At 68.9% G+C, this 24,024-nt stretch carries 22 protein-coding genes and 1 pseudogene; 7 read left to right on the forward strand and 16 right to left on the reverse strand.

The features are described 5' to 3' along the window. Positions 1–10: 10 nt before the first annotated feature. A complete protein-coding gene (locus tag ACWTPI_RS16210; RefSeq protein WP_454732162.1) occupies positions 11–796 on the forward strand; it encodes a TetR/AcrR family transcriptional regulator in 786 nt (261 codons plus the stop codon). Positions 797–898: 102 nt separating this feature from the next. Here the strand turns inward: ACWTPI_RS16210 and hutG are convergent, their stop codons facing one another. From hutG to ACWTPI_RS16245, 7 genes and pseudogenes are all read right to left on the reverse strand, one after another. After that, a complete protein-coding gene (gene hutG, locus ACWTPI_RS16215; protein ID WP_454732163.1) occupies positions 899–1,711 on the reverse strand; it encodes an N-formylglutamate deformylase in 813 nt (270 codons plus the stop codon). Positions 1,712–1,900: 189 nt separating this feature from the next. After that, positions 1,901–3,298, reverse strand: coding sequence for a formimidoylglutamate deiminase (locus ACWTPI_RS16220; protein WP_454732164.1), 1,398 nt, complete (start codon positions 3,296–3,298; stop codon positions 1,901–1,903). Next, a complete protein-coding gene (gene hutI, locus ACWTPI_RS16225) occupies positions 3,295–4,545 on the reverse strand; it encodes an imidazolonepropionase (protein ID WP_454732165.1) in 1,251 nt (416 codons plus the stop codon). The genes ACWTPI_RS16220 and hutI overlap by 4 nt, the downstream gene beginning before the upstream one ends. Beyond that, positions 4,542–5,126 (reverse strand): HutD/Ves family protein, encoded by a 585-nt coding sequence (locus ACWTPI_RS16230; protein WP_454732166.1) that lies wholly within the window; start codon positions 5,124–5,126, stop codon positions 4,542–4,544. Before ACWTPI_RS16230 ends, hutI begins: the two co-directional genes overlap by 4 nt. A gap of 234 nt (positions 5,127–5,360) precedes the next feature. Continuing rightward, on the reverse strand, positions 5,361–6,938 hold the full coding sequence (hutH, locus tag ACWTPI_RS16235) for a histidine ammonia-lyase (RefSeq protein WP_454732167.1): 1,578 nt from the start codon (positions 6,936–6,938) through the stop codon (positions 5,361–5,363). A gap of 78 nt (positions 6,939–7,016) precedes the next feature. Next, positions 7,017–7,202 (reverse strand): annotated as a pseudogene (locus ACWTPI_RS16240) (UTRA domain-containing protein); the annotation flags it as partial. Between the two features lie 399 nt (positions 7,203–7,601). Beyond that, positions 7,602–8,582 carry an NAD-dependent epimerase/dehydratase family protein gene (locus tag ACWTPI_RS16245; RefSeq protein WP_454732168.1) on the reverse strand — a complete coding sequence of 327 codons (981 nt, stop codon included), beginning with the start codon at positions 8,580–8,582 and terminating at the stop codon, positions 7,602–7,604. A gap of 9 nt (positions 8,583–8,591) precedes the next feature. Here ACWTPI_RS16245 and ACWTPI_RS16250 point away from each other — a divergent pair, with 9 nt between their 5' ends. Next, on the forward strand, positions 8,592–9,647 hold the full coding sequence (locus tag ACWTPI_RS16250) for a CDP-6-deoxy-delta-3,4-glucoseen reductase (RefSeq protein ID WP_454732169.1): 1,056 nt from the start codon (positions 8,592–8,594) through the stop codon (positions 9,645–9,647). Between the two features lie 317 nt (positions 9,648–9,964). Next, positions 9,965–11,152, forward strand: coding sequence for an acetylornithine transaminase (locus ACWTPI_RS16255; protein ID WP_029043321.1), 1,188 nt, complete (start codon positions 9,965–9,967; stop codon positions 11,150–11,152). An 86-nt stretch (positions 11,153–11,238) separates the two neighbouring features. Here ACWTPI_RS16255 and ACWTPI_RS16260 read toward each other — a convergent pair whose 3' ends face one another. The 7 genes from ACWTPI_RS16260 to ACWTPI_RS16290 form a co-directional block, all read right to left on the reverse strand. Next, a complete protein-coding gene (locus ACWTPI_RS16260; protein ID WP_020201697.1) occupies positions 11,239–11,955 on the reverse strand; it encodes an ABC transporter ATP-binding protein in 717 nt (238 codons plus the stop codon). A 14-nt stretch (positions 11,956–11,969) separates the two neighbouring features. After that, positions 11,970–12,746, reverse strand: coding sequence for an ABC transporter ATP-binding protein (locus ACWTPI_RS16265; protein WP_020201698.1), 777 nt, complete (start codon positions 12,744–12,746; stop codon positions 11,970–11,972). 13 nt (positions 12,747–12,759) lie between these two features. Beyond that, positions 12,760–13,917 (reverse strand): ABC transporter permease subunit, encoded by a 1,158-nt coding sequence (locus tag ACWTPI_RS16270; RefSeq protein ID WP_020201699.1) that lies wholly within the window; start codon positions 13,915–13,917, stop codon positions 12,760–12,762. An 11-nt stretch (positions 13,918–13,928) separates the two neighbouring features. Then, positions 13,929–14,864 (reverse strand): branched-chain amino acid ABC transporter permease, encoded by a 936-nt coding sequence (locus ACWTPI_RS16275; protein ID WP_020201700.1) that lies wholly within the window; start codon positions 14,862–14,864, stop codon positions 13,929–13,931. A gap of 206 nt (positions 14,865–15,070) precedes the next feature. Then, positions 15,071–16,276, reverse strand: coding sequence for a branched-chain amino acid ABC transporter substrate-binding protein (locus ACWTPI_RS16280; protein ID WP_020201701.1), 1,206 nt, complete (start codon positions 16,274–16,276; stop codon positions 15,071–15,073). 730 nt (positions 16,277–17,006) lie between these two features. Further along, positions 17,007–17,963 (reverse strand): 4-hydroxy-3-methylbut-2-enyl diphosphate reductase, encoded by a 957-nt coding sequence (ispH, locus tag ACWTPI_RS16285; protein WP_059413562.1) that lies wholly within the window; start codon positions 17,961–17,963, stop codon positions 17,007–17,009. Positions 17,964–18,011: 48 nt separating this feature from the next. After that, a complete protein-coding gene (locus ACWTPI_RS16290; RefSeq protein ID WP_020201703.1) occupies positions 18,012–18,503 on the reverse strand; it encodes an FKBP-type peptidyl-prolyl cis-trans isomerase in 492 nt (163 codons plus the stop codon). Between the two features lie 110 nt (positions 18,504–18,613). On the opposite strand from ACWTPI_RS16290, the gene radC reads away from it, so the two are divergent. The 4 genes from radC (at position 18,614) to nadB (ending at position 21,764) form a co-directional block, all read left to right on the forward strand. Next, on the forward strand, positions 18,614–19,288 hold the full coding sequence (gene radC / locus ACWTPI_RS16295; protein ID WP_020201704.1) for a RadC family protein: 675 nt from the start codon (positions 18,614–18,616) through the stop codon (positions 19,286–19,288). Positions 19,289–19,531: 243 nt separating this feature from the next. Then, a complete protein-coding gene (rpmB, locus tag ACWTPI_RS16300; protein WP_006575661.1) occupies positions 19,532–19,765 on the forward strand; it encodes a 50S ribosomal protein L28 in 234 nt (77 codons plus the stop codon). A gap of 13 nt (positions 19,766–19,778) precedes the next feature. Continuing rightward, entirely contained in the window at positions 19,779–19,949 is a 171-nt protein-coding gene (gene rpmG / locus ACWTPI_RS16305) for a 50S ribosomal protein L33 (protein ID WP_017227115.1), read from the forward strand. A gap of 216 nt (positions 19,950–20,165) precedes the next feature. Beyond that, a complete protein-coding gene (gene nadB, locus ACWTPI_RS16310) occupies positions 20,166–21,764 on the forward strand; it encodes an L-aspartate oxidase (protein WP_059413561.1) in 1,599 nt (532 codons plus the stop codon). A gap of 81 nt (positions 21,765–21,845) precedes the next feature. Here the strand turns inward: nadB and nadC are convergent, their stop codons facing one another. Together nadC and nadA are read right to left on the reverse strand one after the other, a co-directional pair. Then, the gene (gene nadC / locus ACWTPI_RS16315) at positions 21,846–22,712 is read right to left on the reverse strand and encodes a carboxylating nicotinate-nucleotide diphosphorylase (RefSeq protein WP_020201706.1); all 867 of its coding nucleotides are present in this window, start codon (positions 22,710–22,712) and stop codon (positions 21,846–21,848) included. A gap of 23 nt (positions 22,713–22,735) precedes the next feature. After that, complete coding sequence (gene nadA, locus ACWTPI_RS16320) at positions 22,736–23,887, reverse strand: quinolinate synthase NadA (protein WP_020201707.1); 1,152 nt, start codon at positions 23,885–23,887, stop codon at positions 22,736–22,738. Between the last annotated feature and the right edge of the window lie 137 nt (positions 23,888–24,024).

The following is a 24,024-nucleotide window of genomic DNA, read 5'->3' on the forward strand; positions in this document are numbered from 1 at the left end:
GGGGAAAATCTTGTCGGAGAAGGCCAATGCGGCGCAGGCGCGCCGGCCGGGGCGCAGGCCGAGAAACGCGACCGGCGCAAGCCCGGGCGGGCTGTCGCGCGATGCCATCGTCCAGCACGTGATCCAGCTCGCGCAGAAGGAGCCGTTCGCCGAGATCACGATCGCCCGGCTGGCGAACGAGCTCGGGGTCGCGACTTCGCTGATCCATTATTTCCTGGGAAGCCGCGACGACATCCTGAGCCTGATGCTCAACTATGCGCTGAAGGAAGTCTGCGACCGCGCGCCGCCGCTCACCGGGCAATGGCGCGCCGATGCGGAGGCGCTGCTGCGCGAAGTGCAGCAGATGCAGTCGCGCTGGAAGGGCATCACCGCGCAGATCGCCACCTCCAGCCGGTACCGGCTGTTCCAGCACCAGCTACTGGATGGCAAGGACTACGGGCTGGTGTTCTTCGACCGCATGGGCCGCATCCTGCAGAGCGGCGGCTTCAGCGGCACGCAGGCGGCAAGCGCCCATCACCTGCTGATGCTGTTCCTGGTCTCGGTCGCCAGCGCGCAGGTCTTCCAGCAGGAGCCGAGCGCGAAGCGGGAATACCTGCGCGGCCATGTCGGGCAGTTCCCCGCCGGGGACTATCCCGGCTGCGCCTTCATGCTCGACGATTTCGCCGCCATCGACACGCCGACGACGTTCGAGAAGGGGCTGCGCCTGCTGCTGGACGGCATCGACGCATGGCCGCGGGACGGCGCGAAGCCGGCACGGGCCGCGCGCGCCAGGCCGGCAAAGACAAAGACCGCCTGAGCGGATGCCGCCGGCGGCGCGAAGCCCGCCGGCAGGCCGCCCGCTGCCGTCCCCGGTCAGGGCACGGTCCCCTGGCCAGGCAACCGTGGGCGGCGGCGAGACTCAACGCGCTTCGACAAACCCCAGCACCGTCTCCAGCATCGCCCGCAACGCGGGCTGGATGCGGGTGGCCCGCGCCTCGTCGTAGGCGAACGGATAGACCTCGCTCATGTACGCGCACTGCGTCAGCTCGAGCTGCACGGCATGCACGCCCTGCGCCGGCGCGCCGTACTGGCGCGTGATGTAGCCACCCTTGAAGCGCCCGTTCAGGATCGCGGTGTGATCCGGCACCGCGCTGGCGATGTCCAGCAACTGGTCGGCCAGCGCCGCGTCGCAACTGGCGCCGTTGGCGGTGCCGAGGTTGAAGTCGGTCAGCTTGCCCTCGAAGAAGCGCGGCAGCACCGAGCGGATCGAGTGCGCGTCCCACAGCGCGATGGTGCCGTGCGCGGCGCGCAGGCGCGCGAGTTCCTCGGCCAGCGCGGCGTGGTACGGGCGCCAGACCGCGTCGCGGCGCGCGGCGATCTCGTCGTCGGCGGGCAGGCTGCCGTCGGCGTAGACCGGGGTCTTGTCGAAGGTGTCGACCGGGCACAGGCCGGTGGTGTCCTGGCCGGGATAGAGGTTGGCGTTGTCGGGCGGGCGGTTCAGGTCCACCACGTAGCGCGAGTGCGTGGCCACCAGGATGGAGGCGCCAAGCTCGCGCGCGAAATCGTAGAGGCGCGCGAGGTGCCAGTCGGTGTCGGGCACGGTGCGCGCCTCGGCGGTGAGGCGGCCGGAGACGGAGGCCGGCAGGTAGGTGCCGACGTGCGGCATCGACACCAGCAGCGGGCGCGTGCCGCGATGGAGCGTGAAGGCGGGGGTATCGGTAGAGAAGGACATATCGTTCTGTTTGCGACGGGGTACGGCGGTAGCCACGGTATTGCGGCGATGGCGCGGTGGTGATGCGGTGATGCGGTGATGCAGTGGTAACGCGACGGCAGCGCGCGGCCACCGCGACGCTGCCATCCTTGCGCCGCCGCGCCCGATGCTTGCCATGTCAAGCATCGCGGCGCATGGCGGCGCCGGGATTCAGTCGGTCAGCAGGCTGGCGCGGGCGGCGGCGAAGCGTTCGCCCGCCTGCGGCTGCAGCGGGTGAACGCCGTGCTGCACGCGCACGCGGCCGGCGGTGCGGACTTCCGCTAGTGTCTCATGCCCGTGGTTGGCAAACACGTGGACGGCCAGCGCCTGGCTGCCGGACAGGCCCGCCAGCGCCGGGTGGGCACCGTCGAGCACGGCGAAATCGGCCTGCTGCCCGACCGCCAGCGCGCCGATGGCGCGGCCGGAAGCGCGCGCGCCGCCGGCCGCGGCGTCGAGGTACAGGCGGTCTGCCACCTGGCGATGGGTATCGGAGGCCAGCACGTTGCGGCGCTGCAGGCCGAGGCGCTGGCCGTATTCGAACAGCCGCAGCTCCTCCGCCACGCTGACGCTGGCGTGGCTGTCCGAGCCGATGCCCCACACGCCGCCCTGCGCGAGATAGGGCGTGGCGTCGAACACGCCGTCGCCGAGGTTGGCCTCGGTGGTCGGGCAGATGCCGGCCACCGCGCCGCTGTGCGCGAGGCGGCGGCGCTCGTCCCAGTCCATATGGGTGGCATGCACGAGGCACCAGCGCCCGTCCACCTCGGCATGGTCGAGCAGCCACGCCACCGGGCGCGTGCCGGTGAGCGTGATGCATTCGTCCACCTCGCGCTGCTGCTCGGCGATGTGGATGTGCACCGGCGCCAGCGCGTCCATCGCGTGCAGGCCGGCCACCGCCTCGGCCAGGCTTTCCGGCGGCACCGCGCGCAGCGAGTGCGGGGCGAGGCCGAGGCGCGCCTGGCCGTGGCAGTGCGGCGCCAGCCGCGCGAGCAGGTCGAGCATGGCGCCGGTCTGGTGCAGGAAGCGGCGCTGGTCGGCCAGCGCGGGCTTGCCGCCAAAGCCGGCGGTCTGGTACAGCACCGGCAGCAGCGTGATGCCGATGCCGGCGTTGCGCGCGGCGCGCAGCAGGCGCAGCGACATCTCGGCCGGCTCGGCGTAGGGCTTGCCGTCTTCGCCGTGGTGCACGTAGTGGAACTCGCACACGCTGGTGTAGCCGGCGCGCAGCATCTCCACGTAGAGCTGGGTGGCGATGGCTTCGAGCGTGTCGGGCGACAGCCGCAGCGCGAAGCGGTACATCAGCCTGCGCCAGCTCCAGAACGAGTCGGCCTCGCCGCCGCCGTCGCTGCGGTATTCGGTCAGGCCGGCGAAGCCGCGCTGGAACGCGTGCGAATGCAGGTTGGGCATGCCCGGCAGCAGCGGGCCGGCGGCATGCGGCACGCCGGCGGCATCGACCGCGCCGGCATCGGGCCGTACGGTCACGAGCGTGCCCGCGCCATCCCACCGGAACAGGACGTTGCGCGCCCAGCCATCGGGCAGCAGCGCTGCGGTGGCGAACAGGGTTCCGGCGTTCATGCGCGCGCTCCCGCCGCCCCGTACACGCGGCCTTGCCGCACCACCGCCGCGGCCGGATTGCGGCCGAACCAGTAGGCCAGTTCGGCGGGGGAATCGACCTGCCACAGCACGAAGTCGGCGCCGCGCCCGGCCGCCAGCAGGCCGTGCCGGTCGGCCGCGCCGAGCGCGCGCGCGGCGTGGCGGGTGACGCCGGCCAGCACTTCCGGCACGGTCATCCGGAACAGGGTGCAAGCCATATTCATCATCAGCAGCAGCGAAGTGACCGGCGAGGTACCGGGATTGTGGTCGGTGGCGATCGCCATCGGCACGCCGTGCCGGCGCAGCAGCGCCAGCGGCGGCAGGCTGGTGTCACGCAGGAAATAATAGGCGCCGGGCAGCAGGACCGCCACCGTGCCGGACGCGGCCAGCGCGGCCACGCCCGCTTCGTCGAGGTGCTCGAGGTGGTCGGCGGACAGCGCGCGGTGGCGCGCGGCCAGCACGCTGCCGCCGAGGTTGCTGAGCTGCTCGGCATGGAGCTTGACGCGCAGGCCGTGGCGCGCGGCGGCCTCGAACACGCGCGCGGTCTGCGCGAGGCTGAAGCCGACCGATTCGCAGAACGCGTCCACCGCGTCGACCAGCCCTTCGCCGGCCAGCGCGGGCAGCATGGTGTCGCACACCAGCGCGATGTAGTCGTCGGCGCGGCCGGCGTATTCGGGCGGCAGCGCGTGCGCGCCGAGGAAGGTGGTGTGCACCGTGACGCCGAAGGCCGCGCCGAGGCGGCGCGCCACGCGCAGTTGCTTGCGCTCGGTGGCGAGGTCGAGGCCGTAGCCGGACTTGATCTCGATGGCGGTCACGCCTTCGGCCAGCAGCGGCGCCAGGCGCGCGGCGGCAAGCGCGAACAGCGTGTCTTCGTCGGCCGCGCGCGTGGCGCGCACGGTGGAGACGATGCCGCCGCCGGCGCGCGCGATCTCTTCATAACCGGCGCCGGCCAGGCGCATGGCGAATTCGTCGGCGCGCTGGCCGCCGTAGACGAGGTGCGTGTGGCAGTCGACCAGCCCGGGCGTGATCCACGCATTGCCGGCGTCGTGGCGCGGCAGGCCGGCGTAGTCCGCCGGCAAACCGGCGAGCGGGCCGAGCCAGGCGATGCGGCCATCCTGCACGGCCAGCGCCGCGTCGCGGATGGCGTTGGCGGGATCGGCATCGGGCAGCAGGTGGCAGCGGTGCCAGACGCCGTCGGCCGAGGTGGCCTGCGCCGGATTCTGATTCATCGGGGATTCTCCATGACGAGGGTGACGGTCAGGCAGAGCGCGGGGCCGGCCGCGGCGCGCGCCGGCGTGGCGGGCACGCCGGCGGCGAACAGCAGGCCGTCGCCGGCGGCAAGAGTCTGGTCGCCGACGTGCCACGCGCCTTCGACGGCAAACAGCAGCACGGCATCCGTGCCGGCGGCGAGCGTGAAACCGCCGCGCTGCGCCAGTACGCTGGCGCGGCACTGGCCGCGGCGCGTCATCACGTTGAAATCGCGCGTGGCGCCGTCGATCAGCGTGGCCTGCACGCCGCGCTCGCCGGCGAACGCGAACGGTGCGCCGATCTTGTCGAGCCGGTGGTCGAAGCTGCCGTCGTCGGCCAGCAGGCGCACGCCCGCGCCGCCGAGCAGCGCGATCTGGCGGTCGATGCCGGGGAAGGCCGAGAACGGGCCGTCGGCGCCGATGTCCGCCACGCTCACGCGCCACTGGAAGGCATCCATGCCGGCGCCGGGCGGAAAGGCCGCGATCTCGCGCGTGACGCCACCGCCGTTCTTCCACGGCCGCGGCGCCAGCGCGGCGAGCGAGAAGCGTTGCGCGCCGTTCATGCGTGCCGCGCCTTCGGCATCGCGCGAGCTGCCTTGGTGAGTTGGTGTTCGTTGGCGTTCATCTCTGGTTCTCCTGTTGGTCGGGTCTCGGGCCTCGGGCCGGGCAGCGGTGATTTGGCGCGTGTCGCCTGCGGGGGCGCCGGCCCTCTCCCCCGGCCCCTCTCCCGCGCGCGGGAGAGGGGAGCAAACCGGGGGCATCGAACGGGGCCGCCGGATGCGCCGACGCCAGGGGTTCTACAAGGCATGCGAAGGCAGCACCATCCGCACCGCCTCCGGCCAGCCCGCGCCCGCGTCGCCCTGCCTGACCCACTGCTTCATCGCCTCGATGTCGGGCGCGAGATAGCGGTCGCTCTCCACGAAGGCCACGCGCGCGCGGATGCGCGCGATCTCGCCTTCGAGCAGCGGCGACGACTGCAGCGGGCGGTGGAACTCGATGCCCTGCGCGGCGGCCATCGCTTCGATGCCGACCACCACCGCGGTGTTCTCGGCCATCTCGCCGAGGCGGCGCGCGCCGTAGGTGGCCATCGACACGTGGTCCTCCTGGTTGGCCGAGGTGGGCAGGCTGTCGACGCTGGCCGGATGCGCCAGCGACTTGTTCTCGGAGGCCAGCGCGGCGGCGGTGACTTGCGCGATCATGAAGCCGGAGTTCAGGCCGCCGTCGCGCACCAGGAACGGCGGCAGGCCGGACAGCCCGGTGTCGAGCAGCAGCGCGAGGCGGCGCTCGGAGATGGCGCCGATCTCGGCGATCGCCAGCGCGATGATGTCGGCGGCGAAGGCCACCGGCTCGGCGTGGAAGTTGCCGCCGGAGATCACGTCGCCCTGCTCGGGGAACACCAGCGGGTTGTCGGAGGCGGCGTTGGCCTCGATGCCGAGCACGCGCGCGGCGTGCCGCAGGTTGTCCAGGCACGCGCCCATCACCTGCGGCTGGCAGCGGATCGAGTACGGGTCCTGCACGCGGCCGCACTGCCGGTGCGAATCGACGATGCGGCTGCCGTCGAGCAGCGCGCGCGCCGCGCCGGCCACGGCGATCTGGCCGGGCTGGCCGCGCGCGGCGTGGATGCGCGCGTCGAACGGCTTGACCGAGCCCTTGATGGCCTCGAGCGAGAGCGCGCCCGCCACCAGGCCGGCGGCGAGCAGGTCCTCGGCGGCGAACAGCCCGGCCAGCGCCAGCGCGGTGGAGACCTGCGTGCCGTTGAGCAGCGCCAGCCCTTCCTTGGGACCCAGCGTGAACGGCGCCAGCCCGGCATGGGCCAGCCCTTCGACGGCGGGGCGGCGCCGGCCGCCGATCATCACCTCGCCCACGCCGATCAGCGTGCACGACAGATGCGCGAGCGGCGCGAGATCGCCCGAGGCGCCGACCGAGCCCTTGGCCGGAATGCACGGCGTGACGCCGTGGTTGGCCAGCGCCAGCAGCGCCGCGATGATCTCGGGACGGATGCCGGAATGGCCGCGCGCCAGGCTCACGGCCTTGATCGCGAGGATCAGGCGCACCGTGTCGGGCGCGAGGTCGGCGCCGGTGCCGACGCTGTGCGACAGCACCAGGTTGCGCTGCAGCTCGGCCAGCTTGTCGTGCGCGATGCGCGTCTGCGCCAGCTTGCCGAAGCCGGTGTTGATGCCGTAGACCACGGCGTCGGCGTCGATGATGTCCTGCACGGTGGCCTGCGCGGCGCGCACGCCGGCCCACGCGGCATCGTCCATCGCCAGGCGCACTTCGCCGCGGTGGATGCGGCGCAGGTCGGCCAGCGCCACGGCGCCGGGCCGCAGGATCAGCAGCGGGCGGGCGGTGGCGGGCTGGGTGCTGGTATCGGTCATTTGTCTTTCCCTGTCTATACAGCCATGTTCGGCAAGCGTCGTCCGGTTGGACCTGCGAAAAAGCCGGCGTCCGGCGGATCAGCCGAAGGCCGGGCTGCCGTCGGCGCGGAAGCAGCTGCCGAGGCGGTAGCGGCTGCCCGGATGCAGGCAGCGCACGAAGATGACGGGCGTGCCGCCGGTCCAGGTGCGGCGCGTCAGCAGCAGGCAGGGCTGGCTGCCGGGCATTTCCAGTTGCGCGGCCTGCTCGGGCGTGGCGGCGATGGCGGGTTTCATGGCGTCGGTGCCCGGCGCGGATCGCCGCCGCCGGCACGGCCTTGCGCCCGGAAAACGCGGGCGCGGTCCCGCCGGTGCCGTGGCGCGGAGGCGGGCAATCCACGTCCCCGCATGCGAAATCCCATCTTCCCTGGCTCCCTTGGTGCGAGGCGAACGATGGCGGCGCCGGTCGCCGGTCGCCGGTCGCCGGTCGCCGGTCGCCGGTCGCCGGTCGCCGGTCGCCGGTCGCCGGTCGCCGGTCGCCGGTCGCCGGTTGTTTCCCGGCAATTTAGCAATCCTGTATATACAAGTCAACGCGCGGTTAACCCGGGGCGGCGGGGAAAACCGGCGCCGCCGGCACATGGCGCGCGGCGGGACGGCCGGTTCAGGCTGTCAGGGGCAAGGTCAGGATCAGGCGTCGAAGAAGGACGCCACCGTGGGATAGCGCAGGCGCAGGCGCAGCTCCCGCTTGAGACGGGTGTTTTCCAGCCGGCGCGATTCGCTCATGAAGCTGAGCAGGTTGGGCGCGACCGCCTCGCGCAGTTGCGCGCGGCTCAGGCGCGGCGGGCGCGGCAGGCCGCGGCGGTCGGCCACGAGGTCGAAATAGTCGGCCATGCGCATCTCGGTGTCGTCGCTGGCGTGCACCACGCGCTGGGCGCGCCCGCGGAACAGCGCGGCCACCATCGTGCGCGCCAGGTCCAGCGCATGGATGTGGTTGGTGTAGACGTCGTCCTGCGGCGCCAGCGCCGGCGTGCCCTTGGCCAGGCGGGCCAGCGGCAGGCGGTTCTCGGCGTAGATGCCGGGGATGCGCACGATCGAGGCGCGCCAGCCGCTGTCGCGCCCGAAGCCGCGCACGGCGCGCTCGGCGGCCACGCGGCGGCGCGCGCGCGCGGTCTGCGGGCGCACCGGGTGCGACTCCCGCAGGCGCGCGCCGGCGCGGTCGCCGTACACGCCCGAGGTGCTGGCGTAGACCAGGGCCGGGCGCGCGGGCCGGCGCCCGGGCCGTTTGTCGTCCTGCTCGGGTAGAATGGCGGGCTTGGCAGACCAGCCGGCGGCACGGGCTGGCGAGCGCCGCTGGGCGCCTCGCCGCAGCGCGCGCAGCAGCGCCAGCGTGCGCGGGTCGCCCTCGCCGGCGGCCGGCGGCGGCGCCAGGTGCAGCACGCGGCTGGCCAGTCCGGCCAGGCGCGCGAGCGTGGCCGGGCGGTCCAGGTCGGCCAGCAGCGGCACGGCGCCGCCGTCGCGCAGCTCACGGCGGCGCGATGGCTGCGAAGTGGTGGCAAAGACGCGCCAGCGCGTCGACAGAATACGAAGGCAGCGCGTGCCCACGTCCCCGCAGCCTACGATCAGCAGGCGCGGCCGACCCAGGCGGCGTCGCGACAGTTTTTTGCTCATAGAGTGATTATGGCTTACCAAGTTACCGTCATGCCCAGCGGGCGCCAGTTCGAAGCCGCCGACGACGAGACCATCCTCGCCGCGGCGCTGCGCCACAGCATCGGCCTGCCCTACGGCTGCAAGAACGGCGCGTGCGGTTCCTGCAAGGGCCGCGTCACCGCCGGCAGCATCGTACAGGGCGACCGCGCCGCCTCCGCGCTGTCCGCGCAGGAGGAAACCGAGGGCCGCGCGCTGTTCTGCTGCGCCCGGGCCGCCTCGGACATCACCATCGAATGCCGCGAGGTGCAGGGCGCCGGCGACATCCCGATCAAGAAGGTGCCGTGCCGCGTGGCCAGCCTGGAGCGCGTGGCCGACGACGTCATCGTGGCCCGCCTGCAGCTGCCGGCCACCGAGCGCCTGCAGTACCTGGCCGGCCAGTACGTGGAATTCCTGCTGCGCGACGGCAAGCGCCGCAGCTACTCGATCGCCACGCCGCCGCACCAGGAAGGCCCGATCGAGCTGCACTTCCGCCATATGCCCGGCGGCACCTTCACCGACTACGTGTTCGGCGCCAGGGAAGGCCAGCCCGCCATGAAGGAGCGCGACATCCTGCGCTTCGAAGGCCCGCTCGGCAGCTTCTTCCTGCGCGAGGACTCCGACAAGCCGATCATCCTGCTGGCCTCCGGCACCGGCTTCGCGCCGATCAAGGCCATCGTCGAGCATGCCGCCTACACCGGCATCACGCGCCCGATGACGCTGTACTGGGGCGGCCGCCGCCCGGCCGACCTGTACATGCACGCGCTGTGCGAGCAGTGGGCGCGCGAGCTGCCCAACTTCCGCTACGTGCCGGTGATCTCCAACGCGCAGCCCGCCGACGACTGGGACGGCCGCACCGGCTTCGTCCACGAGGCGGTGATGGAAGACCATCCCGACCTGGCCGGCTTCGAGGTCTACGCCTGCGGCGCGCCGGTGATGGTCAACGCCGCGCGCAAGGACTTCACGCTGCGCTGCGACCTGCACGAAGACGCCTTCTTCGCCGACTCGTTCACCTCCGAGGCCGACATGCACGCGGCCCCGGCGGCCTGAGCGCCGCGCGGACCGTCCTGTTGCCGCAACAATGCCCGGCCCGTCCAAAATTCGTTTTGACAGCCGGGCGCGTGCGCCTTATATTTGCCGCCATGAACTACGCAATGATCCGACGCAGCTACCGTACGATGCTCCCCACCGGGGTGCCGCGCGGCTGACCGTCCATCGCTTTTGTTCAGGTCGACGAGCCACGGGCAACCCCCGTGGCTTTTTGTTTTTGCAGTCCCTTTTTTGCAGTCCCTTTTTTTGCGCGCCCCCCTTGCGCGCGACCAACCGCTCTCCTCTCCCCCGTTTCACGCCGACCCCTGGAGTCCGCCATGGCATTTGCTGAGTATCCCGTCCAATCCCTGATGTACATCACCAACCGGCCTGAACTGGTCTTCACCGAAGGCAAGGGCTCGTGGCTCACGGACCATAACGGCAAGCGCTACCTGGACTTCGTGCAGGGCTGGGCGGTCAACTGCCTGGGCCACTCCAGCCAGGTCATGATCGACGCGCTGACGGCGCAGGCCGGCAAGCTGCTCAACCCGAGCCCGGCGTTCTACAACGAACCCATGCTGAGGCTGGCCAGGCAGCTCACCGACCATAGCTGCTTCGACAAGGTCTTCTTCGCCAACAGCGGCGCCGAGGCCAACGAAGGCGCGATCAAGCTGGCGCGCAAATGGGGCCGCAAGCACAAGGGCGGCGCCTATGAGATCATCACGATGGACCACAGCTTCCACGGCCGCACGCTCGCCACCATGAGCGCGTCGGGCAAGGCCGGCTGGGACACGCTGTTCGCGCCGCAGGTGCCGGGCTTCCCCAAGGCCGACCTGAACGACCTGGCCTCGGTGGAAAAGCTCATCACCGACAAGACCGTGGCCATCATGCTCGAGCCGGTGCAGGGCGAAGGCGGCGTGATCCCCGCCACGCGCGAATTCATGCAGGGCCTGCGCAAGCTGGCCGACCAGCACAAGCTGCTGTTCATCGTCGACGAAGTGCAGACCGGCTGCGGGCGCTGCGGCACGCTGTTCGCGTATGAGCTGTCGGGCGTGGAGCCGGACATCATGACGCTGGGCAAGGGCATCGGCGGCGGCGTGCCGCTGGCCGCGCTGCTGTGCAAGGCCGAGGTGGCCAGCTTCGAGGCCGGCGACCAGGGCGGCACCTACAACGGCAACCCGCTGATGACCGCGGTGGGCAGCGCCGTGATCGGCGAGCTGACCAAGCCGGGCTTCCTGCAGGGCGTGCAGGAAAAGGCCGCCTACCTGAGCGAGCAACTGCTGGCGCTGTCGGCCGAGTTCGGCCTCGGCGGCGAGCGCGGCGAAGGCCTGCTGCGCGCGCTGGTGCTCAACAAGGACATCGGCCCGCAGCTGGTCGAGGAAGCGCGCGAGATGCAGCCCGAAGGCCTGCTGCTCAACGCGCCGCGCCCGAGCCTGCTGCGCTTCATGCCGGCGCTGAACGTCACGCGGGAAGAGATCGACCAGATGATCGGCATGCTGCGCACGCTGCTCAAGAAGCTGGCCTGATTCCCGGCGCCCGCCGGCTGCGAGCCGGCACGAAAAGAAAAAGCCCCGCGCGAGCGGGGCTTTTTCATGATGCGCGGAGGCGGCGGTCACTCGCCCAGGTAGGCCGCCCTCACCTTCGGGTCGTCCAGCATCTGCTTGGCGTCGCCGCTCATGGTGACGAGGCCGGACTCCATGACGTAGCCGCGGTGCGCGGCCTGCAAGGCCAGGCGCGCGTTCTGCTCGACCAGCAGCACGGTCACGCCCTGCGCCGAGATGTCGCGCACCACCTCGAAGATCTTCGCCACCATGATCGGCGACAGGCCCATCGAGGGTTCGTCGAGCAGCAGCAGCTTGGGCTGGCTCATCAGCGCGCGCGCCATCGCCAGCATCTGCTGCTCGCCGCCGGACATGGTGCCGGCGAGCTGGTTGGCGCGTTCCTTCAGGCGCGGGAAGATGCCGAACATGCGGTCGATGTCGTCCTTGATGCCGGCCTCGTCGCTGCGCGTGTAGGCGCCCATCTGCAGGTTCTCGGTGATGGTCATGCGCGCGAACACGCCGCGGCCTTCCGGCACCATCGCCAGGCCCTGCTTGAGCAGCACGTAGCTGGGCACGCCCTTGATGGACTTGCCCATGTACTCGACGTCGCCGCCGGCCCAGCCCTGCAGGCCGGTGATGGCCTTCATGGTGGTGGTCTTGCCGGCGCCGTTGGCGCCGATCAGCGTCACCAGCTCGCCGTCGCGGATCTCGAGGTCGATGCCCTTGACGGCCTGGATGCCGCCGTAGGCGACCTTCAGGCCGGAAATCTTCAGTAGCGTATCTTTCATCGTCTCTTTCCCCGTCAGTGCGTCGGGGTACCGAGGTAAGCCTCGATCACCGCTGGATTGTTCTGGACGTCTTGCGGCAGGCCCTGCGCGATGACCTTGCCGTAGTCGAGCACGGTCAGGCTGTTGCACAGGCCCATCACCAGCTTCACGTCGTGCTCGATCAGCAGGATGGTCTTGCCGTCGCTGCGGATCTTGTCGAGCAGGCCGCGCAGTTCCACCTTCTCGGTGGCGTTCATGCCGGCGGCGGGCTCGTCCAGGGCCAGCAGCTTGGGCTCGGTGGCCAGCGCCCGGGCGATCTCGAGGCGGCGCTGATGGCCGTAGGAGAGGTTGCGCGAGGTGAAGTTGGCGTACTTGCCGATGCCCACGTACTCGAGCAGGTCATGCGCCATGTCCTCGATGCCCTCTTCCTCGTGCCGCACGTGCGGCGGGCGGAAGATGGCGCCGAAGATGCCGGCCTTGGTGCGCACGTGGCGCCCCACCATGACGTTTTCCAGCGCGGTCATCTCGCCGAACAGGCGGATGTTCTGGAACGTGCGGGCGATGCCGGCCTTGGCCACTTCGTGCACGGCGGTCGGCTGGTAGGCCTGGCCGCCCAGCACGAACTCGCCCGAGTCCGGCGTGTAGAGGCCGGTGATCACGTTGAAGAAGGTGGTCTTGCCGGCGCCGTTGGGGCCGATCAGGCCGTAGATCTGGCCCGGACGGATCTGCAGGCCCACGTCGGACAGGGCCTGCAGCCCGCCGAAGCGCTTGTTGACCCCCTGTACCGACAGGAGGAAGTTCTCGTTGCTCATCTTGTCCTCCTGGTCAGAAACGGCCGACGCTGCCGGGGCGGCGCACGACCGGGCGGTCTTCCTTGCGCGGCGACGGCCACAGGCCGGCCGGGCGGTACAGCATCACGATCACGAGGGCCAGGCCGAACAGCAGTTGGCGCAGCACTTCCGCGTCGACGATGGCGTGGCCGAAGACCATGCGCTGGGCCGGCTCGGCGACCACGCGCAGCAGTTCCTGGAAGCCCACCAGCAGGATGCCGCCGAGGATCACGCCCGGGATGTGGCCCATGCCGCCCAGCACCACGATGGCGAGGATGTAGATGGACTCCCACAGCACGAACGATTCCGGCGACACGAAGCCCTGGAACGCGCCGAACACCGCGCCCGAGGCGCCGCCGAACGAGGCGCCCATCGCGAAGGCCAGCAGCTTGACGTTGCGGGTGTTGATGCCCATCGCCTTGGCGGCGATCTCGTCCTCGCGGATGGCGACGAAGGCGCGGCCGATGCGCGAGTTCTGCAGGCGCAGGCAGATGAACACGATCACGATGACCAGGAACACCAGCAGGTAGTAATACATGAACACCGGCGTGAACTTGAGCCCGAAGATCTCGTGCGACTTCGAGAAATCGAAGCCGAAGATATGGACCGGGTCCACCGCGGTGATGCCCTTCGGCCCGTTCGTGATGTTGATCGGGCGGTCGAGGTTGTTCATGAAGATGCGGATGATCTCGCCGAAGCCCAGCGTCACGATGGCCAGGTAGTCGCCGCGCAGCTTGAGCGTCGGCGCGCCGAGCAGCACGCCGAACGTGGCCGCCACCGCCACCGCGATCGGCAGCACGAACCACATCGACAGGTGCAGGCCGTTGGGGAACAGGTTGTGGATCCACTCGAACTGGTTCGCCAGGTGGGGCGAGCCGAGCAGCGCCATCAGGTAGGCGCCGACCGCGTAGAAGGCGATGTAGCCGAGGTCGAGCAGGCCGGCGAAGCCCACCACGATGTTCAGGCCCAGGGCCAGCATGATGTAGATCAGCGCGAAGTCGAGCACGCGCACCCAGTAGTTGCCGCCCAGCGTCTGCACGAGGAACGGCGCACACAGGGCGACCACCAGGAAGGCAAGCAGCGCGGCCAGGGTCTTGGCCGGGGTCTTGGTCAGCGGCGCGGGTTGCGCCGTGGATGGAATCGGGGCACTCATGGATTCTCTCCTCAGGCGCGTTCGGAAACCCGCTCGCCCATGATGCCGGACGGACGGAACACAAGGACGATGATCAGCACGATGAAGGCGAACACGTCCTGGTAGTTGGAGCCGAAGACACCGCCGGTGAGGTCGCCGATGTAGCCGGCGCCCAGCGCTTCGATCAGGCCCAGCAGCATGCCGCCGACCATCGCGCCGGCGAGGTTGCCGATGCCGCCCAGCACCGCGGCGGTGAACGCCTTCAGGCCGGGGATGAAGCCCATGTAGAAGTGGGCGTTGCCGTAGTTGGTGGCCATCATCACGCCGGCCAGCGCGGCCAGCGCGGCGCCGATCATGAATGTGGCGGAGATCACGAAGTTCGGGTTCACGCCCATCAGGCCGGCCACCTTCTGGTTCTCGGCGGTGGCGCGCATGGCGCGGCCGAGCTTGGTGCGGTTGACCAGCGTCAGCAGGCCCGCCATGACCATCAGCGCCATGCCGATGATGACGATTTCCTTGCCGGTGATGGTGGCGCCGGTCGAGCCGATGTCGATCGGGCTGGACGGCAGCAGTTGCGGGAAGGTCAGCGGATTGCGCGACCAGATCAGCATGCCCATCGTCTGGAGGATGATGGACACGCCGATGGCGGTGATCAGCGGCGCCAGGCGCGGCGCGTTGCGCAGCGGCCGGTAGGCGACCCGCTCGATGGTGTAGGCCAGGACCGCGCACACGGGCATGGCGATCAGCGTCGCGATGACCAGCGTGAGCCATTCGGGCAGGCCCGGGGCGAATTTCTGCAATCCGAGGATCGCCGAGAGGGCAGTCAGTGCGCCGATCATCAGCACGTCGCCGTGGGCGAAGTTGATGATCCCGAGAATGCCGTAGACCATGGTGTAGCCAAGTGCGATCAGCGCATAGATGCTGCCGAGCACCAGACCATTCACGATCTGCTGGATAAAGATATCCATGAAAACTCCTTGCTCCGTCCGAGGCTCCGCGGCGTGGAGTGGTTGCCGGGCAGACGGTAATGTGTGAGTGGTTTGGTAGTGTGTTATGTGCTGGTAAGCGGCCTGCCTGGTGCACCCCTGGTAAGGATGCCGTATGTTCGGCGAGGCTAAAAAAACGGCACCGCAAAGTGCTCGCGGTGCCGTTCGGATGGGCCGGTAAGCCCGGATTACATCTTCACGACGTCGAGGACGGTCTTCTTCTTGTCCTTGTATTCGTAAAGCGTGATCGTGCCTTCCTTCATGTCGCCCTTGTCGTCGAAGGCGATGTTGCCGATCAGGCCCTTGTAGTTCGTCTTGGGCATTTCGGCCAGGATGGCTGCCGGTTCGGTCGAGTTGGCGCGCTTCATGGCGTCGACGATGACCATCACGGCGTCATACGTGAACGGCGCGTAGATCTGCACCGGGGCGTTGAAGCGAGCCTGGTAGCGCTTGTCGAAGTCCGCGCCCTGCTCCATCTTGGACAGGGCCAGGCCGGCTTCCGAGCAGATGATGTTGGACACCGCGTCGCCGGCCAGCTCGGCCACCTTGTCGGTACACACGCCGTCGCCGCCGACGATCTTGGAGCCGATGCCGAGTTCCTTGGCCTGCTTGGCGAACGGGCCGCCGGTGGCGTCCATGCCGCCGTACATAATCACGTCGGGCTTCTTGCCCTTGATCTTGGTCAGGATGGCCTTGAAGTCGGTGGCCTTGTCGTTGGTGGCTTCACGCGCCACCACGTTCACGCCCGAAGCCTTGACGGTCTTCTCGAACTCGTCGGCCAGGCCCTTGCCGTAGGCAGTGGCATCGTCGACGATGGCCACGGACTTGGCATGCAGGCTCTTGGTGGCGTAGTTGGCCAGCGCCGGGCCCTGCTGGGCGTCGGTGGCCACCACGCGGAAGGTGGTCTTGAAGCCTTGCTTGGTGTAGTCGGGGTTGGTCGACGACGGCGAGATCTGCGCGATGCCGGCATCGCTGTAGATCTTGGAGGCCGGGATCGATACGCCCGAGTTCAGGTGGCCGACCACGGCCACGACCTTCTCGTCGACCAGCTTCTGCGCCACGGCGGTGCCGGTCTTCGGATCGCCCGCGTCGTCTTCGCCGACCAGTTCGAGCGTGATCTTCTTGCCGTTGATTTCGAGGCCGGCCTTGTTGACTTCTTCCACGGCCAGGCGGGCGCCGTTTTCGTTGTCCTTGCCAAGGTGAGCGATGCCGCCGGTGAGCGGAGCCGCGTGGCCGATCTTGACTACGGTGTCACCGCTGCCGGCTGCGGGAGCGGCTGCGGCAGCAGGTGCCGACGCTGCCGCATCGGCCGGCTTTTCTTCCTTCTTGCCGCAAGCAGTAACCAGCGCCACTGCGGCTGCGATCGGCAGAATCTTGGCAAACGTGATTTGCATGAGTGATCTCCTAGGATTCACATGATCAGGGTAAACCAACGCCCCCCGGACGTTTCCCCTGAACCGCCTTTGTTTAGTTTCAATTTGAAACGCGCGAATTGTATCCCCTTTTTTTGCGGATGCAATATGCGACGCAACAACCTGAAGGATTAACCCACAAAGTGAGCTAGGGAATTTCCCCAATGCACACATTGGGGCAATTCCCGCCTACTCGCGGGCTAGCCTTCGTTACTAACAAGAATCGTGCCTACCCCCATCCAGACCCGGCTTTTGCTGCGCTTGCATCACTCGCGAAGGGACCGTATTAAATAGGCGTTTCATTTAATAGGAGCGTGTCCCTTCTAATACAAGAGCCTAATAGCCCGGCACCATAATAGGGAAACTCCTAATTCTAGGGAATTCCCTTATTTGTCTGCTGCGACAGACACGTAAAGGCGAATAGGCACCGCCGCCGTGCATTATCGGCGGGGGGTCGCGGCATATTCATGCCGCATCCTGGTGCATGGCCGCGGCCGGCCCGGGACGGCCGCATGCGGGTGCGCGGCGCACCGCCGAAGGGCGGGCACGGAAGGACGGACGAGCGGGGACACGTGGAGCCGACGCGCAACGTCGGCATGCGGCGCCGGCGCAGGTAATCAGGCGGGAAAGCGGAAAGGAAGGCAGCGGCCGGCGCATGCCGCCGGCACGGCGGCACGGCCGGGGGAACGGGCCGGTGCCGGGCGCGCGTGGATCAGGCCGAGGGCACCAGTCCGCGCGGCAGCGGGAACGACATCTTCTCCTCGATGCCGTCGAGCGCGCGCACGTGGCGCACGCCGAGCAGGCGCAGGCGCTCGACGATGGACTGCGCGAGCGCCTCCGGCGCGGACGCGCCGGCGGTCAGGCCGATGCGGCGCTTGCCCGCGACCCATTCCGGGCGGAGCTGGTCGGGCGAGTCGATCATGTAGGCCGGCACGCCCAGGCGCTCGGCCAGCTCGCGCAGGCGGTTGGAGTTCGAGCTGTTGGGGCTGCCCACCACGATCACCACTTCCACCTGCGGCGCCATGAACTTCACGGCGTCCTGGCGGTTCTGCGTGGCGTAGCAGATGTCCTGCTTCTTGGGCTCGCGGATCTGCGGGAAGCGCGCCTTCAGCGCGGCGACGATCTCCAGCGTCTCGTCCACCGACAGCGTGGTCTGGGTCACGAAGGCCAGCCGGCTCGGGTCGGACACGGCGAGCCTCGCCACGTCCTCGGCCGATTCCACCAGCAGCATGCCGCCCTCGGTCTGGCCCATCGTGCCCTCGACCTCCGGGTGGCCGGCGTGGCCGATCATGATGATCTCGCAGCCCTCGGCGCGCATCTTGCCCACCTCGACGTGGACCTTCGTCACCAGCGGGCAGGTGGCGTCGAACACGTTGAGGCCGCGCACGGTCGCGTCGGCGCGCACTTCCTTGGACACCCCGTGCGCGCTGAAGATGACGGTGGAGCCGGACGGCACTTCCTCCAGCTCCTGCACGAAGATCGCGCCCTTGCGGCGCAGGTCCTCGACCACGTAGGCATTGTGGACAATCTCGTGGCGCACGTAGATCGGCGCGCCGTAGCGCGCGAGGGCACGCTCGACGATCTCGATGGCGCGATCCACGCCGGCGCAGAAGCCGCGGGGCTGCGCCATCAGGATCTCGGCTTCGGCGGCTGTGGTGAGTTCGGACATGCGGAAATTCAGTGCAATGCGGCCGGCGCGGGACCGGCCTGGTTCAGCCTAGAGAATGCCGATCAGCTGGACATCGAACAGGATGGTCTGCCCGGCCAGCGGATGATTGAAATCGAACAGCGCGGCGGTCTCGCCGATCTCCTTGAGCACACCGGCGTACTTGCCGCCGCCGGGCGCATTGAACTCGACCAGGTCGCCCGGCGTGTAGTTCTCTTCGAACGAACTGTTTTCGCGCAGCGTGGCGAGCGACACCCGCTGCAGCAGTTCCGGATTGCGCGGGCCGAAGGCATGCTCCGGCGCCAGCCGGTAGGTCATGCGCTCGCCCTCGGGCATGCCCAGCAGGGCCTGCTCCAGGGTGGGCGCGAACTGGCCCTGGCCCAGCAGCAGCGTGGCGGGTTTTTCTTCGAACGTGCTGATGATCTCCGTGCCGTTCTCGAGGGAGATGCTGTAGTGCAGGGTCAGGAAGGAATCCGGCTGCACGGTCTTGCGACCGTCAGCGGCGCCGCCCTGCGGCCCTGACGCAAAAGTTTGCAGATTCATGGGTGCTCAACCAGTCGACAACCCGTATTGTAAGCGACTCGACCGCGCGCCGCCTTGTCCATGCCGGCGCGCGCCGCCACGCAGTGCCATTGTTCCGGGGGGATCGTGTCATGCGCATTACCGACTGGCCCAGCAGCGAGCGGCCGCGCGAAAAACTGCTGCGCGAGGGCGCCGCCGCGCTGTCGGACGCCGAGCTGCTCGCCGTGTTCCTGCGCGTGGGCGTGGCCGGCAAGAGCGCGGTCGACCTCGCGCGCGAGCTGCTCAACGACTTCGGCACGCTCAGTTGCCTGTTTTCCGCCAAGGCGGAGGAATTTGCCCGCGTCCGCGGCATGGGTACCGCCAAGTACGCCCAGCTGCAGGCGGCCCAGGAACTGACCCGGCGCGGGCTGGCCGAGCGCCTGACGCTGCCCGGCGGGCTCGATTCGCCGGCCGCGGTGCGCGATTACCTGCGCCTGACACTGTCGGCCTACGAGCACGAGGTCTTCATGTGCCTGTTCCTCGACGCGCGCAACCGCCTGCTGGCCAGCGAGGAACTGTTCCGCGGCAGCCTGACGCAGACCAGCGTCTATCCGCGCGAGGTGGCGCGCCAGGCCTTGCTGCATAATGCGGCCTCCGTGATCGTGGCGCACAACCATCCGTCGGGCAACGCCATGCCCAGCAGCGCGGACCTGTCGATGACCCGCTCGCTGACGCGCTCGCTGGCGCTGATCGACGTCAGGGTGCTCGACCATTTCATCGTGGCGGGCACCACGATCCACTCGTTCGCGGAGCATGGCGAACTGTGAGCCACATGCCGTCACATGCGGTACATGGCGCACACGGACCGGACCGGAAGCCGTGCAATAGTGCGTGAAACGGCACGAACGGCCCGCCTGTGCACGGTAAACTGCGGAAGGCATTGATCCGCCGGAGCTTTCCGGTCTATAATGCCCGTTTTGCTGAAGTCTTAACCGCTGCAGTCCGGGCCGCGCGCCTTTTGTTGATCTGTTGCGAACATTGTCCACGAATAGAAGATTTAGGAGTGCTTCATGGCACGCGTCTGTCAAGTGACCGGGAAAGCGCCGATGGTCGGCAACAACGTTTCCCACGCAAACAACAAGACCAAGCGCCGTTTTCTGCCCAACCTGCAGAATCGTCGTTTCTTTGTTGAATCGGAAAACCGCTGGGTGAGCCTGCGCGTCTCGAACGCCGGCCTGCGCCTGATCGACAAGAAAGGCATCGACTCCGTGCTCGCCGACCTGCGCGCACGCGGCGAAGTCTAATTAGGAGTACATCATGGCCAGCAAAGGCGGACGCGACAAAATCAAGCTGGAGTCGACTGCAGGTACGGGTCACTTCTACACGACCACGAAGAACAAGCGCACCATGCCGGAAAAGATGGAGATCATGAAGTTCGATCCCGTCGTGCGCAAGCACGTGTCGTACAAGGAAACCAAGATCAAGTAATTGATCGTTGCGTTCCGCATGCCGATTCGCGCGGCATGTCCGTGAAAACCCCGCTCATGCGGGGTTTTTGCTTTTCCGGGCCGGCCGTCGCTGCGTTCCGTACCCGCATCCCGCCTGCGCCCGCGCGCACCCGCATGCCCACGTGACGGCGCGCCGGGTGTACACTTTCCAGCTTTCCTGCCACCCGGCCGCGCGCCGCGCGCGCCCCTTCGCATCATGAACTTCGATGTCGCCATTGTCGGCAGCGGACTGGCCGGTCTGACGGTCGCGCTGCAACTGGCCGACACCCATCGGGTTGTCATTATCTGCAAACGCGCCATGACGCAGGGCGCCAGCGACTGGGCCCAGGGCGGCATCGCGGCCGTGCTCGACTCCGGCGACAGTCACGACGAGCACACCCAGGACACGCTGGTCGCCGGCGCGGGGCTGTGCGACGACGGCGCCACGCGCTTCATCGTGGAGCACGGGCGCGAAGCGATCCAGTGGCTGATCGACCGCGGCGTGCCGTTCACGCGCGACGAGCAGGCCGAACTCGGCTTCCACCTCACGCGCGAAGGCGGCCACAGCCGCCGGCGCATCATCCACGCCGCCGATGCCACCGGCCACGCGGTCGTGACCACGCTGACCGAGCAGGCGCGCAACCACCCGAACATCACCGTGATCGAGGACCACTTCGCCGTGGATCTCATCACCTCGCGCAAGCTCGGCCTGCCGGGCAACCGCTGCTACGGCCTCTACGTGCTGGACGACGCCAGCGGCGAGGTGCGCACCCTCACCGCCACCCACACGGTGCTGGCCACCGGCGGCGCGGGCAAGGTCTACCTGTACACCACCAACCCCGACACGGCCACCGGCGACGGCATCGCGATGGCATGGCGCGCGGGCTGCCGGGTCTCGAACATGGAATTCATCCAGTTCCACCCGACCTGCCTGTACCACCCCTACGCCAAGTCCTTCCTGATCTCCGAGGCGGTGCGCGGCGAAGGCGGCCTGCTCAAGCTGCCCGACGGCACGCGCTTCATGCCCGAGCACGACGCGCGCGCCGAGCTGGCGCCGCGCGACGTGGTGGCGCGCGCGATCGACTTCGAAATGAAGAAGCGCGGCCTGGACTACGTGCACCTCGACATCAGCCACCAGCCCGAGTCGTTCCTGCGCGAGCACTTCCCCACCATCCACGCGCGCTGCCTGGAGCTGGGCATCGACATCGCGCGCGAGCCGATCCCCGTGGTGCCCGCGGCGCACTACACCTGCGGCGGCGTGGTGACGGACACCGCCGGGCGCACCGACCTGGCGAACCTCTACGCCGTGGGCGAAACCGCCTGCACCGGCCTGCACGGCGCCAACCGGCTGGCATCGAACTCGCTGCTGGAATGCATGGTGATCGGCCGCGCCGCGGCGCTCGACATTGCATCGCAGGACAAGGCCGGCCAGCCCGACATCGCCCTGCCGGTATGGGACGAGAGCCGCGTGGCGGACGCCGACGAGGAAGTCGTGGTCTCGCACAACTGGGACGAGCTGCGCCGCATGATGTGGAACTACGTCGGCATCGTGCGCACCAGCAAGCGGCTCGAACGCGCGCAGCACCGCATCAGCCTGCTGCGCGAGGAGATCGCCGAGTACTACGCCAATTTCCGCGTCACGCGCGACCTGCTGGAGCTGCGCAACCTCGTCGAGGTGGCGTCGCTGATCGTGGACAGCGCCTACTCGCGGCACGAAAGCCGCGGCCTGCACTACAGCCGGGACTATCCCGACACGCTGCCCAAGGCACTGCCGACCGTCATGCAGCCGGTGTTCAAGCGGGAAGCGGGGAAGTAGGATCTTGGGATTTGCTCCCCTCTCCCGCTTGCGGGAGAGGGGCCGGGGGAGAGAGTGAGAACGGAGCGCGGCTGCGCCGCGCTAGGCTGAGATCCTCAGCGAGTAATCGGTGGCGCGCACATCCTTGGTCAGCGCGCCCACCGAGATCCGGTCCACGCCGGTCTCGGCGAACACGCGGATGGTGTCCGCGTTGACCCCGCCCGACACTTCCAGCAGCGCGCGCCCCGCGTTGATGCGCACGGCATCGTGCATCATCGGCACGGTGAAGTTGTCGATCAGGATCGACTTCGCGCCGGCGGCCAGCGCTTCTTCGAGCTCGGCCAGGGTCTCCACTTCCACCTGCACCGACACGCCGGTCTCGAGCGCCTGCGCGGCCCGCATCGCCGCGGTGATGCTGCCGGCCGCCGCGATGTGGTTTTCCTTGATCAGGATGCCGTCGTAGAGCGCGAGGCGCTGGTTCTCGCCGCCGCCGACGCGCACCGCGTACTTCTGTGCCAGGCGCAACCCGGGCAGGGTCTTGCGCGTGTCCAGCACGCGCGCGCGCGTGCCTGCGATGAGGTCGGCGTAGCGCCGCGTGGCGGTGGCCACGCCGGACAGCAGCTGCAGGAAATTCAGCGACGGGCGCTCCGCGGTCAGCAGCGTGCGCGCCGGGCCGGCGATCTCGCACACCGCGGAATCGGGCGCCATGCGCGCGCCCTCGGCCTGCAGCCAGCGCACTTCCAGCGCCGGGTCGACGGCGCGCATGCACGCCTCGAACCACGGCTGGCCGCACAGCACGGCCTCTTCGCGCACGATCACGCGCGCCTGCGCGCGCTTGTCCGCCGGCACCAGCAGGCCGGTGAGGTCGCCGCTGCCGACGTCCTCGGCGATGGCCGCGCGCACGTTGGCCTGCAGCGCCTCGGCGAGCGCGGGGCCGAAACTGTCGAAAATCGGGTTGTTGATGCTCATGCTGCCTGCCTTGCTCCTGTCACTCATGCCGGGCCGATGCCCTTGAACAGCGCCTGCTCCGCGGCGAGATCCCCGCGCGGGCGCACATTGGCCTTCTGCTGCGCGGCGAAATCGAGCATGCGGTCGATGCAGGTCACGGCCTGGCGGCCGATCTGCGCATCGACGTGGATTTCGTTGTGGCCGCGCTCGAGCACCTCGGCCAGGTTGGTCAGCGCGTTCATGGCCATCCACGGGCAGTGCGCGCAGCTCTTGCAGGTGGCGCTGTTGCCGGCCGTGGGCGCCTCGATGAAGCGCTTGCCCGGCGCGGCCATGCGCATCTTGTGCAGGATGCCGTTGTCGGTGGCGACGATGAACTCGTCGGCGTCCAGCGCCACCGCCGCCGCGATCAGTTGCGAGGTGGAGCCGACCACGTCGGCCTGCTCGACCACGTGGGCCGGCGATTCCGGGTGCACCAGGATCTTGGCCTTGGGGAATTCGCGGCGCAGCAGGTCCAGTTCGATGCCCTTGAACTCGTCGTGCACCAGGCACGAGCCCTGCCACAGCAGCATGTCGGCGCCGGTCTGCTTCTGGATGTAGCTGCCGAGATGCTTGTCGGGCGCCCACAGGATCTTCTTGCCCTGGGCATGCAGGTGCTCGACGATCTTCAGACCGATGCTGGACGTCACCATCCAGTCCGCGCGCGCCTTCACGGCGGCGCTGGTGTTGGCGTAGACCACCACGGTGCGGTCGGGGTGCGCGTCGCAGAACGCGGTGAATTCGTCGGCCGGGCAGCCCAGGTCGAGCGAGCAGGTCGCGTCGAGGTCCGGCATCAGCACGGTCTTCTCGGGACTCAGGATCTTGGCGGTCTCGCCCATGAAGCGCACGCCGGCGACCACCAGCGTCTTGGCCGGGTGATCGCGGCCGAAGCGCGCCATCTCGAGCGAGTCGGACACGCAGCCGCCGGTTTCCTCGGCCAGGTCCTGCAGGTCGGCATCCACGTAATAGTGGGCGACCAGCACCGCGTCGCGGGCCTTGAGCAGTGCCCTGATGCGCTCCTTGAGCGCGTCGCGCTCCGGCGCGGACAGCACCGGCGGCACTTTGGCCCAGGCGTGGGCGACGCAGCTCACACCTTCGGGGGACACCGCCGAGAGGTTCGGTTTCTCGAACTCGACGGTCTTGATCGTTTGTGGGGTCATCTCCGATACTCCTCTTGGCCGCCGCGTGCCTCGCTGCTGGCCCTGACATGGGGGAGTTTAGCGAAAACAAAAGCCCCGCCAGGGGCGGGGCTTTCGGGCGCAGTGCATTGTAACAGGCCGCGCCGGATCGGGCCGCG

The sequence above is a fragment of the Cupriavidus ulmosensis genome (assembly GCF_977008105.1).

Excerpts from the sequence above, each read along its gene's own strand:
- hutG (WP_454732163.1), bottom strand. The coding sequence starts at position 1,711 with ATGTCCTTCTCTACCGATACCCCCGCCTTCACGCTCCATCGCGGCACG.
- ACWTPI_RS16220 (WP_454732164.1), bottom strand. The coding sequence starts at position 3,298 with ATGAACGCCGGAACCCTGTTCGCCACCGCAGCGCTGCTGCCCGATGGC.
- hutI (WP_454732165.1), bottom strand. The coding sequence starts at position 4,545 with ATGAATCAGAATCCGGCGCAGGCCACCTCGGCCGACGGCGTCTGGCAC.
- ACWTPI_RS16230 (WP_454732166.1), bottom strand. The coding sequence starts at position 5,126 with ATGAACGGCGCGCAACGCTTCTCGCTCGCCGCGCTGGCGCCGCGGCCG.
- hutH (WP_454732167.1), bottom strand. The coding sequence starts at position 6,938 with ATGACCGATACCAGCACCCAGCCCGCCACCGCCCGCCCGCTGCTGATC.
- ACWTPI_RS16245 (WP_454732168.1), bottom strand. The coding sequence starts at position 8,582 with ATGAGCAAAAAACTGTCGCGACGCCGCCTGGGTCGGCCGCGCCTGCTG.
- ACWTPI_RS16250 (WP_454732169.1), top strand. The coding sequence starts at position 8,592 with ATGGCTTACCAAGTTACCGTCATGCCCAGCGGGCGCCAGTTCGAAGCC.
- ACWTPI_RS16255 (WP_029043321.1), top strand. The coding sequence starts at position 9,965 with ATGGCATTTGCTGAGTATCCCGTCCAATCCCTGATGTACATCACCAAC.
- ACWTPI_RS16260 (WP_020201697.1), bottom strand. The coding sequence starts at position 11,955 with ATGAAAGATACGCTACTGAAGATTTCCGGCCTGAAGGTCGCCTACGGC.
- ACWTPI_RS16265 (WP_020201698.1), bottom strand. The coding sequence starts at position 12,746 with ATGAGCAACGAGAACTTCCTCCTGTCGGTACAGGGGGTCAACAAGCGC.
- ACWTPI_RS16270 (WP_020201699.1), bottom strand. The coding sequence starts at position 13,917 with ATGAGTGCCCCGATTCCATCCACGGCGCAACCCGCGCCGCTGACCAAG.
- ACWTPI_RS16275 (WP_020201700.1), bottom strand. The coding sequence starts at position 14,864 with ATGGATATCTTTATCCAGCAGATCGTGAATGGTCTGGTGCTCGGCAGC.
- ACWTPI_RS16280 (WP_020201701.1), bottom strand. The coding sequence starts at position 16,276 with ATGCAAATCACGTTTGCCAAGATTCTGCCGATCGCAGCCGCAGTGGCG.
- ispH (WP_059413562.1), bottom strand. The coding sequence starts at position 17,963 with ATGTCCGAACTCACCACAGCCGCCGAAGCCGAGATCCTGATGGCGCAG.
- ACWTPI_RS16290 (WP_020201703.1), bottom strand. The coding sequence starts at position 18,503 with ATGAATCTGCAAACTTTTGCGTCAGGGCCGCAGGGCGGCGCCGCTGAC.
- radC (WP_020201704.1), top strand. The coding sequence starts at position 18,614 with ATGCGCATTACCGACTGGCCCAGCAGCGAGCGGCCGCGCGAAAAACTG.
- rpmB (WP_006575661.1), top strand. The coding sequence starts at position 19,532 with ATGGCACGCGTCTGTCAAGTGACCGGGAAAGCGCCGATGGTCGGCAAC.
- rpmG (WP_017227115.1), top strand. The coding sequence starts at position 19,779 with ATGGCCAGCAAAGGCGGACGCGACAAAATCAAGCTGGAGTCGACTGCA.
- nadB (WP_059413561.1), top strand. The coding sequence starts at position 20,166 with ATGAACTTCGATGTCGCCATTGTCGGCAGCGGACTGGCCGGTCTGACG.
- nadC (WP_020201706.1), bottom strand. The coding sequence starts at position 22,712 with ATGAGCATCAACAACCCGATTTTCGACAGTTTCGGCCCCGCGCTCGCC.
- nadA (WP_020201707.1), bottom strand. The coding sequence starts at position 23,887 with ATGACCCCACAAACGATCAAGACCGTCGAGTTCGAGAAACCGAACCTC.